General features: G+C 52.6%; 15 protein-coding genes, 1 pseudogene and 1 riboswitch. Of the genes and pseudogenes, 11 read left to right on the forward strand and 5 right to left on the reverse strand.

The features are described 5' to 3' along the window. Window positions 1-9: 9 nt before the first annotated feature. A complete protein-coding gene (locus tag CPH65_RS17100; protein WP_096174976.1) occupies window positions 10-222 on the reverse strand; it encodes a hypothetical protein in 213 nt (70 codons plus the stop codon). 96 nt (window positions 223-318) lie between these two features. Between CPH65_RS17100 and CPH65_RS17105 the strand changes: the two genes are divergently transcribed. Next, entirely contained in the window at window positions 319-669 is a 351-nt protein-coding gene (locus CPH65_RS17105) for a transposase family protein (RefSeq protein ID WP_096174977.1), read from the forward strand. A 349-nt stretch (window positions 670-1,018) separates the two neighbouring features. Here the strand turns inward: CPH65_RS17105 and CPH65_RS17110 are convergent, their stop codons facing one another. Further along, window positions 1,019-1,705 (reverse strand): hypothetical protein, encoded by a 687-nt coding sequence (locus tag CPH65_RS17110; protein WP_172891539.1) that lies wholly within the window; start codon window positions 1,703-1,705, stop codon window positions 1,019-1,021. A 204-nt stretch (window positions 1,706-1,909) separates the two neighbouring features. Between CPH65_RS17110 and istA the strand changes: the two genes are divergently transcribed. Together istA and istB are read left to right on the forward strand one after the other, a co-directional pair. Further along, the gene (istA, locus tag CPH65_RS17115; RefSeq protein ID WP_096174979.1) at window positions 1,910-3,439 is read left to right on the forward strand and encodes an IS21 family transposase; all 1,530 of its coding nucleotides are present in this window, start codon (window positions 1,910-1,912) and stop codon (window positions 3,437-3,439) included. 13 nt (window positions 3,440-3,452) lie between these two features. Next, window positions 3,453-4,211, forward strand: coding sequence for an IS21-like element helper ATPase IstB (gene istB, locus CPH65_RS17120; RefSeq protein ID WP_096174980.1), 759 nt, complete (start codon window positions 3,453-3,455; stop codon window positions 4,209-4,211). A 31-nt stretch (window positions 4,212-4,242) separates the two neighbouring features. Here istB and CPH65_RS17125 read toward each other — a convergent pair whose 3' ends face one another. Continuing rightward, window positions 4,243-5,001, reverse strand: a complete 759-nt coding sequence (locus CPH65_RS17125) for a DUF6538 domain-containing protein (protein WP_371359462.1) — start codon at window positions 4,999-5,001, stop codon at window positions 4,243-4,245. A 565-nt stretch (window positions 5,002-5,566) separates the two neighbouring features. On the opposite strand from CPH65_RS17125, the gene CPH65_RS17130 reads away from it, so the two are divergent. From CPH65_RS17130 to CPH65_RS17150, 5 genes and pseudogenes are all read left to right on the forward strand, one after another. Beyond that, complete coding sequence (locus CPH65_RS17130; protein ID WP_096174982.1) at window positions 5,567-5,704, forward strand: transposase; 138 nt, start codon at window positions 5,567-5,569, stop codon at window positions 5,702-5,704. Beyond that, window positions 5,688-5,891: pseudogene (locus tag CPH65_RS17135) on the forward strand (IS3 family transposase); the annotation flags it as partial. The gene CPH65_RS17130 and the pseudogene CPH65_RS17135, both read left to right, overlap by 17 nt. Before the next feature lie 223 nt (window positions 5,892-6,114). Further along, window positions 6,115-6,332: riboswitch (cobalamin riboswitch) on the forward strand. A 228-nt stretch (window positions 6,333-6,560) separates the two neighbouring features. Next, the gene (locus CPH65_RS17140) at window positions 6,561-8,048 is read left to right on the forward strand and encodes an ABC transporter substrate-binding protein (protein ID WP_096174983.1); all 1,488 of its coding nucleotides are present in this window, start codon (window positions 6,561-6,563) and stop codon (window positions 8,046-8,048) included. Between the two features lie 9 nt (window positions 8,049-8,057). After that, a complete protein-coding gene (locus tag CPH65_RS17145; protein ID WP_172891540.1) occupies window positions 8,058-8,975 on the forward strand; it encodes an ABC transporter permease in 918 nt (305 codons plus the stop codon). Beyond that, the gene (locus CPH65_RS17150) at window positions 8,972-9,730 is read left to right on the forward strand and encodes an ABC transporter permease (RefSeq protein WP_096174984.1); all 759 of its coding nucleotides are present in this window, start codon (window positions 8,972-8,974) and stop codon (window positions 9,728-9,730) included. The genes CPH65_RS17145 and CPH65_RS17150 overlap by 4 nt, the downstream gene beginning before the upstream one ends. A 300-nt stretch (window positions 9,731-10,030) precedes the next feature. Here CPH65_RS17150 and CPH65_RS17155 read toward each other — a convergent pair whose 3' ends face one another. Both CPH65_RS17155 and CPH65_RS17160 read right to left on the reverse strand, forming a co-directional pair. Then, window positions 10,031-10,816: a DUF4198 domain-containing protein gene (locus CPH65_RS17155; protein ID WP_096174985.1), complete on the reverse strand. Its 786-nt coding sequence runs from the start codon at window positions 10,814-10,816 to the stop codon at window positions 10,031-10,033. 159 nt (window positions 10,817-10,975) lie between these two features. After that, a complete protein-coding gene (locus CPH65_RS17160) occupies window positions 10,976-11,290 on the reverse strand; it encodes a hypothetical protein (protein ID WP_096174986.1) in 315 nt (104 codons plus the stop codon). Between the two features lie 258 nt (window positions 11,291-11,548). On the opposite strand from CPH65_RS17160, the gene CPH65_RS17165 reads away from it, so the two are divergent. The 3 genes from CPH65_RS17165 (at window position 11,549) to feoB (ending at window position 15,494) form a co-directional block, all read left to right on the forward strand. Beyond that, window positions 11,549-11,812: a FeoA family protein gene (locus CPH65_RS17165; RefSeq protein WP_096174987.1), complete on the forward strand. Its 264-nt coding sequence runs from the start codon at window positions 11,549-11,551 to the stop codon at window positions 11,810-11,812. Between the two features lie 82 nt (window positions 11,813-11,894). Then, a protein-coding gene (locus CPH65_RS17170) for an IS630 family transposase (RefSeq protein ID WP_096171592.1) occupies window positions 11,895-12,961 on the forward strand; the annotation gives its coding sequence in 2 pieces (ribosomal slippage) (window positions 11,895-12,399 and window positions 12,399-12,961; 1,068 coding nt in all). Window positions 12,962-12,977: 16 nt separating this feature from the next. After that, window positions 12,978-15,494 (forward strand): ferrous iron transport protein B, encoded by a 2,517-nt coding sequence (gene feoB / locus CPH65_RS17175; protein ID WP_096174988.1) that lies wholly within the window; start codon window positions 12,978-12,980, stop codon window positions 15,492-15,494. Window positions 15,495-15,782: the final 288 nt, after the last annotated feature.

The following is a 15,782-nucleotide window of genomic DNA, read 5'->3' on the forward strand; positions in this document are numbered from 1 at the left end:
AAGGACCTTCTACCTGAGCCCATTAGAAATGGAGAAATTACCGTAATTTCGGCCCATGGACGAAGCCGCACTCGCGGCAAGGGTGCGGGTGGCTGGTGCCGTTAACACTCTGAGATAAGTCTGTTTTGCGATCATCGTCGTCTGACTGACGATTGAGGTGTTCTCGATCTTCAGACAGGAGGTTTCCATGACGGAGGAGAGAACCACACTGTCAATGATCATTCAAAATTAAGCCACCTTCAGTACTTAAAATTGGTTCTAGCTCATATTTGCTGAAGATGTAGTGCATGCTTTGGCTGATTCATCGGAGGATCCGCTATGCATCATCGATTTCAGTGCGAAAGCCTCGTGCCTTACGGCTTTTCAGTAAATTCAATCCAAATCGCCGGAGGGAGTGTGCAAATTCAGCTGCGGCCACGTTCTCGTTCAGGGGTATGTCCCGACTGCGGGCAGCCAAGTCGACGCATTCAAAGCCGATATATAAGACGAGTTGCAGACCTTCCCCTCGGCGGGCGGTGCGTACAACTGGTTATCAAGGTCCGTCGTTTCTGGTGTGGCAAAGTTCTGTGCGGGCGACGGATAGTCTGTGAGAGGTTTGATGACCGTGCCTTGGCTCGCTACAGTCGGCGAACCCAACGCTTGGAGACTATCGTTCACCACCTCGGCTGAGCGCTTGATGGGAGACCTGCAGCGGCCTTTGCCAATCGTCTTATGATGCCGATACTTTGCTGCGGGTGGCTCGCTTGATTTCTTTGACTATCTTCTCGGACGCGCTGCGCCCTTTACCTGATGTCTGTCTCATACCCACTCCTATGGGATTACGATGAGACAAAATACCTCTCTTAGCAAATCAACCTATTTGGACCCATATGCGCTGACGGGGAACATTTCGGCTCATAAATAGATCGCCAAAGCCGCCAAATGAGAACCGTCTTTTCACGGATCAACGACGGGAGCGCCTCATGCAAGGAAGTGCTTTCGGTTGTGGTGTTCTGGTCATGGTGTTAAGGGGCAGGGGTCATTCCAAATGTTTGGGCACGGGAAGTACGATAAGCTTGTGCAAGGCCAATTTGTCCTCAAGGGTCATGTCATCGCCATAGAGTTCGCGATCCCGGATGGCCTTGACGCTGTGGCCCATCAATTCGCCACGGTCGTCATTGGGCAGTTGAACCTTCTTGAGGCGAGATTCAAACGAGTGCCTTGTGCCGCCGACTGTGTGCTTCTCTGAAGGCAGCAGGCCTTTTTTCCTGAGAGTCTTGTTTATCGTGTTGGAATAGTTGCTGTTGCCACGATACTTTGGAAATCCTTCTGGGTGCCGTTTGGCTGCTGCCAGAGCGACACCGACGAGGGGTACCATCCTTTGAGAGGCTGTATTCTTAACCTCGCGACATATGTCTCCTTCTTCCACCTTGATATGAAGGTGCGGGATCGGATGATCCAGTACAATCGAATGCGGGGGCAAATTTGAAATCTCACTCTGACGGCACCCTGTTTCGATGGAAATCAGCAGAATGTCGATCACTTCGTCATTGATACCATCCAAAGCACCAGGGGCAAACCATTTCTCCGTCATCCAGTTTACCGGGATCTCGAGTTTCCGGTTGGGTTTATCATAACGGTCCTTCTTGATGCCAATGCCCTGATAAAGCTTGGGCGGTTCAGTCATTCCGATGCTTTCGTAATAGGCGCTTAGCATCGAACGCATGAGGATAAAATCCTTGTTGGCAGTATCAGGCTTTGTTTTTGCGCATTCCGGGCACATCCGCGCATGGATTCCAATTTTATCCGCGCACCGATTCCGATCGGATCCGCGCAGTGATTCCGGGGCATCCGCGCCCCCCCTGATGTAATGCTGCGAGGCAATCAGCAGCAGGCTACCCTTCCTTTTTTTGGACTGGAAGGTTGCCCAATGAAGAGATTGCCAATGCGAAAAATAAGAGAAGCTCTCCGCCTGTCTTGTGAGGGTATGTCAACCCGTCAGGCCGCTTCCAGTCTGTCGATAGGTGGCACGACATTGCGCGAGTATCTGTACCGCGCGAAAGAGGCCGGACTATCCTGGCCGTTGCCTGCAGATCTGAGCGATTCCGATCTCGAGAAATTGCTTTATCCCATCCGGGACAAGGATGACACCAAGCCGATCCCGTTGCCAGACTGGACTTGCGTGCATGCGGAGCTGCGCCGCAAGGGCGTGACGCTGATGCTCCTGTGGCAGGAATACCGTGAAGCCCATCCTGATGGTTATGGCTATAGTCGGTATTGCGAACTCTATACCCGCTGGGAAGGCAAACTCAGGCCTGTGATGCGCCAGCGCTATGCAGGCGGCGAGACATTGTTCGTCGACTATGCAGGCCAGACTGTGGATGTGGCCTGCCCCAAGACCGGTGAGATCAGGACGGCCCAAATCTTTGTGGCCACGCTCGGCGCATCGAGCTACAGCTATTGTGAGGCGACCTGGACCCAGAGCCTGCCGGATTGGATTGGCAGCCACACCCGGGCTCTTGCCTTCTTCGGCGGCGTGCCGGGTATGATCGTGCCTGATAATCTCAAGTCAGGGGTGACGAAGGCCTGCTTTTACGACCCGGTGATCAATCGCACCTATGGCGATATGGCAGCTCATTACGATACTGCCGTTGTGCCAGCCCGGCCCCGCAAACCACGCGATAAGGCCAAGGTCGAGACGGCTGTGCAATTGGCCGAGCGCTGGATTCTGGCCAAGCTTCGCAATCACCAATTCTTTGGCCTCGATGAACTGAATGCCGCCATCCGGCCATTACAGGATCAATTGAATGGCAAGGTGACCCGGCATCTGGGTGCAAGCCGCCGGTCCTTGTTCGAGACCCTGGACAAACCAGCTCTGAAGCCGTTACCCAAAGAGCCTTATGTCTATGCTGAATGGAAGAAGTGCCGGGCCGGGCTCGATTATCATGTCGACATTGATCACCATTATTACTCGGTGCCCTATCAATTGCTGCGTCAGGATCTCTGGGTTCGGATTACAGCCCGCACCATCGAGATTTTCCATAAAAGTCAGAGAGTTGCCGCACATGCCCGGTCATCGGGTAACCGCCAACATACGACACTGCGGGAGCATATGCCAGCCAATCATCGCTTCCGTTCAGGCTGGACACCAGAGGCCATGCGCGAGAAAGCTGTCAGGATAGGCCCCCATGTTGAGACCTTCGTGGATGTCGTCATGCGCAAACGAAACCATCCTGAACAAGGCTATCGCACCTGCATGGGTGTCCTTCGGTTAGCCAAGAGTTTTGGGTCCGATCGCCTCGATGCAGCCTGCGAGCCGGCACTCGTCATCAATGCCCATTCCTATACATCCGTACAGTCCATTCTCAAAAGTGGGCTGGATCGCAAACGTCGAGAAAAGCCCTCGGACGGCCCTGTGATCACTCACTCCAATATCCGTGGGTCTCAATACTTCCATTAAGGAGAAGATAACAATGCTGATACATCCAACCCTGGACAAATTACGATCCCTCAAACTCGATGGCATGGCCGAGGCCTTTGCCGAGCTTGAGGGGCAAGATGGCTCCGCTAACCTGACCCATGCCGAATGGTTGGCTCTTCTGGTCGAGCGGGAAAGCGTCAATCGCGAAACCAAGCGGTTTGAAAGCAGAATGCGGGCTGCTCGCCTGCGTCATGTCGGCGCCTCACCGGAAGACGTCAATTATGGGGCACGGCGCGGTCTCGACAAAGCCCTGTTCCAGACCTTACTGACGTCCAAATGGATCGGCGACAAAAGGAATTTGAGCATCGTCGGGCCATGCGGGGTCGGCAAGACTTGGCTTGCGTGCGCCCTTGCACAGGCTGCTTGCCGGGATGGCATCACGGTCCTGTACAAGCGCACCTCGCGCCTGTTCGATGAGCTGGAATTGGCTCACGGCGATGGGCGCTTCCCACGTCTGTTCAGGACCCTCACGAAAGCACAGTTGCTTATTCTTGATGATTGGGGACCGGATCGCCTCAATGCCAGCCAGCGGCGCGACTTGCTTGAAATCGTCGAAGAAAGATATGGCAATAGTTCGACGCTCATTACCAGCCAACTGCCCATCAGCACATGGCATGATGTCATTGGCGAGCCGACCTTCGCAGATGCCATCCTCGACAGGTTCGTGCACAACTCCTATCGCATCGAACTCGAGGGGCAATCCTTCCGAAAAACTCACGTCAAAATGGATGACGAAACCGGCCAGAACTGATATCAAAAATCAACCGCCTCACGGCAATGCATCAGAGCCGCGCGGATAGCCCGGAATGGGTGCGCGGATGTTGTTGGAATGACTGCGCGGATACGTCGGAATCCGCAGTTTTTCCCGAAGAGACTTTTTTCTGCCAGAACATCTTGTGTTTTTGGACAGCGGCGGCGTCGATTTCTGATACGAGGATGTCCTTGTTTCCGATTGATTTCATCAGATTTCGGACCGCCTTTTTCCTTGGGTTACGCCATTTGCGCAATTGGTCGTCATTCTTGTGCCTGTTGTCATGAGCGCAGAATTCTTCAACGTTGCCCACCAATTCTGACAACCGCAAACCTGGCTCTTCAACACCTCCGAGAAGAGCACGGGCAGCCCCAACATCATCTCCTTCCGCAAGTTTTTCGAAGCGAACCAGGGTCTCCTCCAGCGGAGCCAACAGCAATGACTCAGACGGCAGATAGTTGAGACCTCGTTTTTTGACGATATCTTGAGCAGCCCGGTAGGCATCGGTACTAGTCGGCTGGTCCTGAAGAAGCTTCAAAGCCTCAAGCTCGTCCAAGATTCCCTTCCTCATGGCTGGAGCCAATTCGGCGGCCTGGCGAGCGCTGTCTGTCTTCAATGTTCGATGGATCTCGGTCTTTCCGGCGATACCGACATATTCCTTCGGGACCCGCATCCTGAAATGGAAAGTCCCTTTTCCGCGCTTGATCAAACCGCTCATGAATTGTACCCTTTTCACCAGTGTTGCAACGTCGTCCGGCCAACGACGGTTGCTACACTTTTTGCTACACATTCCGTTTGAATGCTCACAATGCAAGTAGGGCTAAACTTCTAGAAACAAAAAGAGAAATCAATATCGGCCAGATCCACCAGAAGGACTTCCTCTCCGCCATTTTCTAAGCGATAAATTGAAATTTCTATAGTAAATTCAATCGCTCGATGCGCGAGCTCCCGCAAGATCCCCAAATTTGCTACACAAATCTATGCAAAGGTCTATGGTCCTTTCCACGGTTTTCTTCAATTTTCCATGTTGATGGAGCAGACTGAGCGCTTCAACCTGCAAGGGATGCATTCAAGCTAAGTAGCTCGGCATTGGTCGATTTACATGAATTGCAGCATGCGATTATGCGCCTGCTTTACAGCAGGTCTGTTCCGGGCGGATAGCTGCCATTTTCTGCAGTTGCGAGATCTCCAGAGCCGCGAACTAAAAGCGTTCATTCGAGGTATCTCGGTTCCAGACCTGACAGCAGCGGCAAGGTCGGGCGGCTTCCGTTTAAAAAGGGCTGCACTCAGATTTCTTGCTGAAATCCTAGAATTGTAGACACCATGTCCCCTAAAAATGAGGCAAGGAGACTACGATGCCCAATTCCCATTTCACTGAAGAATTCAAGATTGAAGCCGTCAAGCAAATCACCGAGCGAGGGTACTCCGTTGCAGAGGTATCTGAGCGGCTTGGTGTCAGTAGCCATTCGCTTTATGCGTGGAAACTGCCATGACAATGCTGTTGCCGAAAGCTTTTTCAACCTGCTCAAGAGAGCACGCATCCGGCGACGAGTCTACAAAACAAGGGCTGATACCAGACAGGACATCTTCGACTACATCGAAATGTTCTACAATCCAAAACGCAAACACGCTACAAACGGAATGCTCTCGCCCGTCGAATATGAGCGACTAAAAATTTGAAGCCCCGAGGTGTCTACAATTCTAGGGGCAATTCATATGGAAAAATCTCAGCCACACCCTCCAGACTATCTTGAGGCTTCCTCACGAGACCGAGCGCAGAATTAAGCCTGTTCGCCGGTTTTGTTATTCTCAAAATTCGTGGCTCGATCTTGAGTACTGAGTTCGATTGTTTGTTTCAGTAAAAATTGTGCCTAAGTGAGCAATTGACACCGCGGGCGCGTGATGTAAAAACGCTGGCGAAGGTTCTCCCAAGGCGAATGCTACGGGAGATGAAAAGGGAATATGGTGAGGGTGACCCAACTCGGGACCGATGCCATAGCTGCCCCCGCAACTGTAAGCGGATAGGACTGAGCAACATGCCACTGGGGCAAAGCCCCCGGGAAGGCGCTTAGATCTGATATGCCGCAAGCCAGGAGACCTGCCTTCGAGGGGTTCTTCAAAGAGCCTTTTATCAACCGGGCGGGGTGCTCCGGCGATTGTGAAGGATGGGCCTCTATCCGCGCTTTCTGCTGCTGCCTTGCTCATTGTCAAAAAAGCTTCGGGGTGAAGTGAGGATGACCAACGGCCTGTGCTTGGCGGGATCAATCCACTCCATTTCTCGATTCTATTGGCCAAAACCATGATGTCTCTCTAACGAGAGCGCGTGGTCACTATGTCAAGGAATGCATTATGCTCTTCAGCAAAACCAGCTTTATTCAGGCCTCACTAATCGCGGTCGGCATTATCGGCGCTGCCACGGCTTGGGCGGCAGAACCGATCGAAGTCGGCCAAACCTATCTCACTAGAGGCGTTGAACCCACCAAGGGGTCCAATGGCTGGGCTCTGGTCAGCCATGGCATTGGCGAGAATCTGTTCTCCGTTGATGAGAAAGGCGCGTTGGTGCCCCAACTCGCAAACGATGCCAAAAGGACAGGTGATCTGACTTGGGAAATCGAGCTCGCACCCGGCAATTTCTTCTCTGACGGCTCTGCTGTTGATGCGAAAACTCTGGCTGCCGGTTTTGAAGAAGTCTTTGCCGACAACAAAGCTGCATTGGCAACAGGAGGCAAACTGAGCTTTGAAGCTTTGGCTGATCTCACCCTTAAAGTGACCACTGAGAAGCCTGTGCCACGCATTCAAGCCCTGTTTGCCGAATGGCCTCTGATTGCCTTCAAGCCTACGGGTGATGGGCAGGCTGTTTTTTCCGGTCCGTATGCGGTCACTAGCTTCAAGGCGGACTCTGACATCGAGTTGGTTCCCAATGCCTATTATGAAGGTGCCGAAAACCGCTCGCCTGTCACTATTCACAAATTCGGCGATGCTCAAGCAATGACTTTGGCGCTGGAATCCGGCGAACTCGATTTGGCATTCGGATTACCCTCCGAGACGGTCTCTCGGCTCAATTCCAATCCTGATCTCACGGTCAAGTCATTCCCTGTCGGCTATCAGTATTTTGCATGGCTAAATACAACTCGCCCGGCCTTGTCCGACAAGCGCGTGCGTCAAGCTCTTGATCTAACATTTGATCGCAAAGAGTTGGTTGCTGCGATCAACGGTGGCTTGCCTGCAATTGGCGCCTATGCTCCTTACTTCCCCTTTGCAGCCAAACAAGCTCGACCTACGGATCTCGAAAAAGCCGCGTCTCTGCTCGAGGAAGCGGGGTGGGTGAAAGGATCTGATGGAGTGCGCACAAAGGATGGCGTAGCCCTGACGCTGTTAGCTTTGACCTACCCACAACGCCCTGATCTCGTCACGATGCTGCCGGTGGTCAAAGCGGAGTTGGCACGTGTTGGTATTGCTCTCGAAACCCGAATTGTCGACAACATTTCGCAAGTCGTTGGCGAAGGGGAATATGACATCGCCTTGTGGGCGCAACATACCGCACCAAGCGGAGATCCGGCGTTCTTTCTTAACTCCATGCTGGCTACTGGTGCGTCTATGAACCACGCCAAATATTCGTCTAAGGCATTTGATGCCATTGTCGCCAAATTTGCGAGTGAGAGCGACGCAAACAACCGCAATGCACTGGCTTTGGAAGCACAAACACAACTGTTCGAGGATGTTCCGATCAGTTTCCTTGTCTCTCCGGTCTGGTATGCCGGGATGTCCAAACGTTTGGAGAACTACCAGCCATGGGGTTCTGACTATCACGTGCTGCGCGCCGATATTGGTGAATAGTCTCAAAAAATGAAAGCTCTTTTGCGACAGACGGCTGGTATTCTCTCAAGCTTGTTGGTGATTTCCATAATCACTTTTGCGGTCATCATCAACATGCCTTCCGATCCGGTCGACATTGCAATTAGAGCCTGGAATCTGGCCGCGACGGATGAAACTGTCGCGGCCCTTCGTCAGGAATGGGGATTGGATCAGCCCTTTCTAATTCGATATTTCAATTGGCTCCTGGGCTTTGTAACAGGAAATTGGGGGCGCTCTTTCCAATCCGGCCAACTGGTCTTTGCTGAGTTTCTTGAGCGGCTAGCAATCTCTTTCTTGTTAGGGTTTTGCGGTTTGGCCCTTGCCGGCATTATGGCCATTCCTCTTGGTTTCTTTGCTGCGCTTAAACCGGGAGGTGTGGTCGATCACTTTAGTCGCACCCTGTCGGTTTTCGTGCAAACAGTGCCTGCATTCTGGAGCGGATTGGTGTTGCTATGGGTCTTGGGTGCCAAATTGCATTGGCTACGCCCCTTTTCTCAAGACGTCGAAACTCTATTTTTGGCGATCTGCCTGATCGCGCTGCATTCAACGGCAGTATTTGCTCGCGTTTATCGCAAAGCCCTGCGCGACTGCATCACCGCACCCTATTTTGCAACGGCCCTCTCCAAGGGTCTCACGAGACGGCAGGCATTGTGGCACCACTGCAACAAGAGTGCGCTGTTCGCGCTTTTCTCTGCGGTCCATTCAGAAGCTGGCTGGGTGATCGGCAGCACCGCGACCATGGAGATATTGTTTAACTTTCCCGGCATCAGCCAGTTTCTCGTTAAAAGCATCGAGGCACGAGATCAGATGATCCTGCAGGCCTACGTCATGGTGGTCGCTCTCTGGATGGTCCTCATTTCGGTTCTCGTCAAGGTTATCCAGCGCTGGTTGGATCCGAGGGTTTCATGAACCGATTCTATGGAATAGCTCTGCTTCTTGTCTTGCTGTGCCTGTGTGGCTATTGGCAACCGGTTGATCCTGATGCTGTCGATGTCTTGTCCAAGTTTGCTCCAATCAGTCGCGATCACCTTCTGGGGACGGATCATTTGGGGCGAGATGTGCTATCCAGGATCATGGTTGGGGGATGGAGAACCGGGACGGTTCTGTGTCTTGTTGCGCTTATCGGCTTTGTCAACGGAACGATGTTTGGCAGTATGGCCGCTCTTCTTGGTGGTTGGGCTGAAGAGGGAGTTTTGCGCACGACCCAGCTTTTTCTGATGGTGCCAACTCTGATCATTGCTCTTTGCGCTGCGTCCATTTTGGGCCTGTCGCCCGTTACGGGTGGCTTGGCCCTTGGATTGGCCGGGATTGGCCAACAAACCCTAATGGCGCACGGCTTGACGAAGCGCTTGCTAGGCCAGCCTTTCATTCTGTCTGCCCATGCAATGGGACTATCCCGCACAGCGATTCTTTTCAGCCATGTTTTGCCAAACACATTGCCAACGCTTTTCACGTATCTTGGTAATCAGATGGGAGCCGCCGCAGTCGCCTATGCTTCTCTTGCCTTCATCGGGCTTGGCGTGGATCCCTCCAAGCCAGACTGGGGCAGCATGTTGTTTGAATATCGCATGTTCATATTCGATCATCCGATGTTAATGATCTGGCCAGGTATTGCTCTGTCAGTCGTGGTATTCACTCTCCATCACACCTTTGATCATGACTGAACAAAGCAAAGGTGTTCATTGCGAAAGCAGTTCGGGATACGGCCACATTTGGGGCGTTATGGCGTTTTGAAACGGGCGTCGATAAAAACATAGCAGGTATAAGGATAAGCTTGTATCGGGGAGCTGCTTAAATCTTCGGCAGCTCTACCCTGAGCGGAAAAGAGTTAAGCCACCCGTGAATAAAATCTCGGATGGCAACATCTGCGGGAATCAAGTCGTGAGAGACTTTCCATGGCACCTTTTAATGCCAGCTAAAGCCCGAAAAGAGCTATGTCTAGCGATTGGACGGTCGGCACAGGCCTATTTGAACTCTGTGACGTCGATCCAGAGCACTGCATCTTGAGAAAGTTCCTTGCCTTCATGTTCGGTCGCGGGCCCCGCACCCATGCAGGCAAAGCCCCATTTGCCCGCGCGTGGCAGGCCGAAACTGAACATGCCGTTAGCATCGGTGAAGGCAACAATTGCGCTGTCGGGAACCGGCCCATCGGCTTCCTTGGAGAAGGCGTTGGCTTCCAGATCGACCGTCGGATTGATATATTCGATCTCGCATTCGATGCCTGCGGCAGGCTTACCTTCGGACAGTACCTGGCCGGTGAATGAGCTGCCAACAAAGATCTGATAGGGCTTGTTGAAAGGAACGATCTCTGTCGCAAGTCCCAGAGGCTCATTCCAGTCGGTCGGCATGGCCTTGTTAACGAAGCTCTTGGTGATCTGCTGGATGTAGATGTCTTCGCTTTCCTCATAGTAGGGCGTAGGGGTCAGGGCAAAGATATAATCCCCGTTGCGCTTGATCTTGTATGAGGTCTCGAATCCTTTGGCGTCATTGTGGGCGCCCTTCCAGACGATCGGATTCAATGTCGGTAGCAGATCGGTTTTTTTGCCTTTGAAATAGACATCAAAGGCTTCCGGCTGGCCCATATCCATGGCATGGCCGTTTTCCATCGGATGGCCAAACATCATTTTCAAGGGAATTTTCGCCGCCTTGTCGAGCATAACTTCCGGCGTATAGAGCAATTGGAAATGGGCCTCAGCTGTGCTGGACATTGCAATGGCGGCCAGCGCGACCCCTGTCAAAAGCTTTTTCATGTTTCTGCGCTCCTCAGCGTTTCAGAAAAATTGTTCTCAAGTTCAGAAAGAACGAGTCCTCCCGTCAGCAAGCTGTCATCCAACTCACGGCAAGGCATCTCGGATTGGTTTGGAAGTGATGCCGCCCACTTAAAAAGGCGACATGGGGGGATTCAGGATTTACTCGACAATATCGCTACCGTTGATCTCAACTTCATGGCCGGGGCCTGCATCGAAAATGACTTTGTAGTCGCCATCTGGCTTATCGAATTCGAATTCACTATCTACGGTCATTTTTCCTTCCAGGATCAGGTTTTCGCTGCCATCAAAGATCTTCATGGCGACGCCGGAGGCAGAGGACCCATCGGAGAATCCACCCTCACACAGTACGGTTCCATCTCCGTTGTCATAGCATGCACAGATAGGCGTGTGGGCTGAAGCTGCCCCTGTCAATAGAAGTATTGAGAAAGCAAAGCTCGAGACGAGACGTTTCATTAAGTACCACTCCCTATTTATCATGTAACAAAATGTCGCACACCTCCTTCGGATAGATTTTTACTTTAAAATCATTCCAAAAATCGGTGCGGAGACCAAAACTTTTCTTTAATCTGAATTTTTGTCTCAAGTTTTACTTTATTATGCGAGCGTCATGTTGTAAATGGTAATCATTCGCAATCGCATTCAGACCAGACCGAAGACCACGCCCTCCGGCCTATCTATGTTGAACCTTTGAACACGGAATTGGCGTCATTCATGAGCAAAAATAGTCCACCCAATTCGGAACATAAGTCTCTGACTTTAAACGATATTATGCCAGGCAACAAAGTCACCATCCGACGACACCATTCAACGGAGGCCGTGCGCCAAAGGCTACTCGACCTTGGCCTCATGCCGGAGACGCGGGTTTTGGTGGTCCGAGCAGCCCCTCTCAATGACCCGCTGGAGTTGCGGCTCGACGCAACCGACATCACCTTGCGCCGCCGTGAAGCGGCAACGATCGAAGTCAGCGAGGACTGATACCAAGGGCGTGAAGTTCTGACTCTTTAGGGATTCCATTTTTAGCACTGGCGTGATTCAACATGGCAAAGGAGATTTTGCCATGTCTGCCGCTTTGATTCTTAGCGATGCTTTTGACGCCGATAGTTTGCGCCGTCTTGCCAAAGGATGCCGCAATGCCAAACAGAGCCGCCGCCTACTGGCCATTGCGGCTGTCTATGACGGCATGAACCGTGCTGATGCCGCCAAAGTCGGCGGTATGGACCGCCAGACTTTGCGAGATTGGGTTCTTCGCTTCAATGAGCAAGGCACCGATGGTCTTGTCGACATCAAAGCAACCGGCGCTCCCATGCGCTTGAGCCCAGAACAGCTCGAAGAGTTTGTTGCTATCGTTGAAACCGGTCCTGATCCTGAGAAGGACGGCGTCTCTGTCTGGCGTAGCCAGGATCTGGTGCGTGTGATCCAAGAGCGGTTTGGGGTCTCCTACAAGGAACGTGGAGTACGGGATCTTTTGCGCCGCATGGGGTATGTGCGCATATCTGGTCGACCTCAACATCCAGAACAAAAGCCTGAAGTCATTGATGCTTTCAAAAAAACTTCTCCGCAACGTTGGCAGCGCATGTAGGCCATTTGCCAAAGAACAAGCCCATCGAGATTTGGTGGCAAGATGAGGCTAGGCTTGGTCAGAAGAATGGACTGGCCCGACTATGGGCAAAAAAGGGAACCAGACCACGTCTGCCAGCCGATCAGCGATATAAAAATGCCTATCTGTTCGGTGCAATATGTCCAGCGCGTGGCGTTGGCGCGGGATTGATGATGCCTTTTGCAAATACACAGGCCATGCAAATGCACCTCGAAGAAGTCTCAAGGACAGTGGCGCGCGGCGCTCATGCCGTGGTGCTGATGGATCGTGCCGGATGGCATACGACAAGCAGACTCAACGTGCCCAAGAATATCACCATCCTCCTGTTGCCTTCCAAATCACCGGAACTGAACCCAGTTGAGAATATTTGGCAGTATCTGCGCGGTACCTTCCTGTCCAATCGGGTCTTCGAAGACTATGCCGCCATTCTTGATGCTGGTTGCCAAGCATGGAAGAGCCTCTCCGCCAACCCAACCATCATCCATTCAATAGGTATGAGAAAATGGGCTCAAGAAGGTCAGAATTAAATGCCGTTGGTATGATATGACGCAGATAATAAAAGTTGCACTCGCGGGTCAACAAAACGCAGGAAAATCAACACTGTTCAACTTGTTGACCGGCGCGAGACAACATGTGGCCAACTACCCTGGTGTGACGGTCGACAAGAAGTATGGGCGCTACTCCTATGGCGGCGCGTCGGTGCTTGCTGTTGACCTGCCGGGCACCTATTCGCTGACCTCGTTTTCCCTCGAAGAAAGGGTCGCCAGAGACTATCTAATCAAGGAGCGACCCGATGTCGCAGTCAACGTTGTGGATGCCTCCAACCTGCGCCGCTCGTTGCATCTGACCTTCCAGCTGCTGGAGATGGGGCTGAAATCCGTTCTGGCCTTGAACATGATGGACATGGCAAAGGGGCGCGGCATCGAGATTGATGTGAAGGGTCTATCGAAGCGGCTCGGTCTGACGGTTGTCGAGACGATCGGGAGCCGCGGCATCGGCCGAGATTCGCTTCGGAACGCGATTGAGGACGAGGCCAGTCGCCCGGCGAGGGAAATGAATGTCGTTCACTACGGATCGCTCGAGCCGATGATTGCCGACCTTGCGGTGCTTCTACGCGATTGCGCAGCGGAGTGGAACCTTCCCGAACGCTGGCTGGCGATCAAGCTGCTTGAACAGGATCAGCAGGTTCGGGCGTTGCTCGAAGAAAGCGCCGGATTTGAATGGGCCGAGGACATCAAAGCCAAGGCCGATGAACTGTCCGAGCTTTTCTCAAGGCAGTCCGGAGGTACCAGCGCATCGGATCACATTATCACGAAGCGCGACAAGCAGGTCGCCGGTCTAATGGACGCCTATGTCATGGGCAACAACAATGGTGGTGAGAGCATTACCAACAAAATCGACCGCGTGGTGCTCCATCGCTGGTTTGCTCCGTTGGTGCTCATCCTGACCGTCTTTCTGATCTATCAGATCTCGATTGTCTGGGGCTACGAGCTAACCAACTATACATGGCCCATTCTGGCCAAGTTCCGCGAGCTGGTTGCGGGCATTTTGCCCAATGCAGGCTTTCTTGAAGACCCTTATGTCCGTGCAATGGGGCTGTGGCTGGTTGATTCCGCCAACACGCTTCTCAACTATGTGCCGATCTTCATCATACTGTTCGCACTCATCGCCATCCTCGAGGATTCGGGCTATATGGCGAGGATCGCCTTCATTCTCGACAAGGTACTACATCGCTTTGGATTGCATGGACAAAGCACCCTTCCGCTCATACTTGGTGGCGTGTTTGCCGGAGGTTGTGCCGTACCTGGCATCATGGCTACCAAGGGCATTCCGGACAACCGAGCCCGCATGGCGACCATCTTCGCCGTGCCCTTTATGAATTGCCTTGCCAAAGTCCCTCTCTACACCCTGCTGCTCGGCATATTCTTTGTCGAAGATAAATCCCTGATGATGTTCTACATCTCGACGATGACGGTAATCTTTGCACTGCTGGTTTCCAAGTTGCTCACGATGACCCTGCTTAAGGGGCAGGAAACCTCTCCCTTCGTCATGGAGTTACCCGCCTATCACATCCCAACCGTTTCTGCCGTGCTCAGACGCTCAATCGAACGCACGTGGATTTACATCAAGAAAGTGGGAACCATCGTGGTCGCCGTCGCGGTCGTAGTGTTCACGCTGTTGCAGTTCCCCGGTCTGTCCAGTGAGCGTATGGCTGAATTTGAGGCTCAGGGTGCTGCGGCCATCGCCAAGTTCCAGAAGAGTGTTAAGGGAACCCAGTTCGAGGAACAGGCGAGCAATGAAAATGTCGTTGATCTAGTTAATTTTTACAATGACTACAAACGGGCCAAACTGAATGCGGGCGGGGGGGCGAGTTCGAAGGCCGTGAATGTCAGCTTTAAAGCGCAAAACCCTTCCTTCTATTCAATGGTAAAGCCACCGAAGGGGAACAAGGTCGCTAAAAAGGCAAGCAGATCTCTAAGGTCTCTCTCCAAAGCGCGCAAATCGATCCGGCGGGGCATGAAAGAGGAACGGATCAGGACTTCTTTCCTTGGTTCTATTGGCAGATCGCTCGAGCCTGTTACACAATTTGCTGGCTTCGACTGTAAGATCAATGTGGCTCTGCTGTCGTCTTTCGCCGCCCGAGAGAGCTCTGTTGCCACACTTGGCGTTCTATTCCAGCAGGACGAGGACCAAAATGCCACCCTAGAAGAGCGCATGGGCTCTGAGACACAAGCAGCAGGTGCGACTGCTTTGCTTGCCGTGTCGATGATCCTGTTCTTTGCGCTCTATCCGCCTTGCCTTGCCACAACGGTGATGGTCAAGGTTCAGACCGGATCCTACAAGTGGATGGTTTTCTCGATCCTGTTCCCGACAGCTCTTGGCCTTGCTGTTTCAAGTCTGGTCTACACCTTGGGCAATCTGTTTGAACTGACGGGCATTCAAATGATGTCGATCGTCTATTTCTCGGCCCTTGCCTTGTTGATTGTCGTTGGACTGGCTAGTGGACGGCACGAGAGGCCAGTCTCATTTGGCACGCTCATCAGTTCGCGGGAGGACTAACTATGGATCCCACTCAAAATCAGTCTACCACATCTGTGTTTGACGCCGCAGGTTCGGGCTTTCTGGATCTTGCCTTGCTCGGGTTGGTCGTAGCCGCAGCGCTTGGCTATCTCTATATCAAGCTCTGGCGCGGCAGGGGAGCCTGCTCTTCATGCCCGACAGGAGGGCCGGGCTGCTCGGGTTGTAGCACAAGCAATTTCGAATTTGACAGTGAAACCCCTCTGGACCCACCTTTCGGAGGTCAAGATGCTCCAAAGCGAAACGGCGATTGAAGTCAAAGGCCTCTGC

It is taken from the genome of Cohaesibacter sp. ES.047 (genome assembly GCF_900215505.1).
In the GTDB taxonomy this organism is placed as follows: Bacteria; Pseudomonadota; Alphaproteobacteria; order Rhizobiales; family Cohaesibacteraceae; genus Cohaesibacter.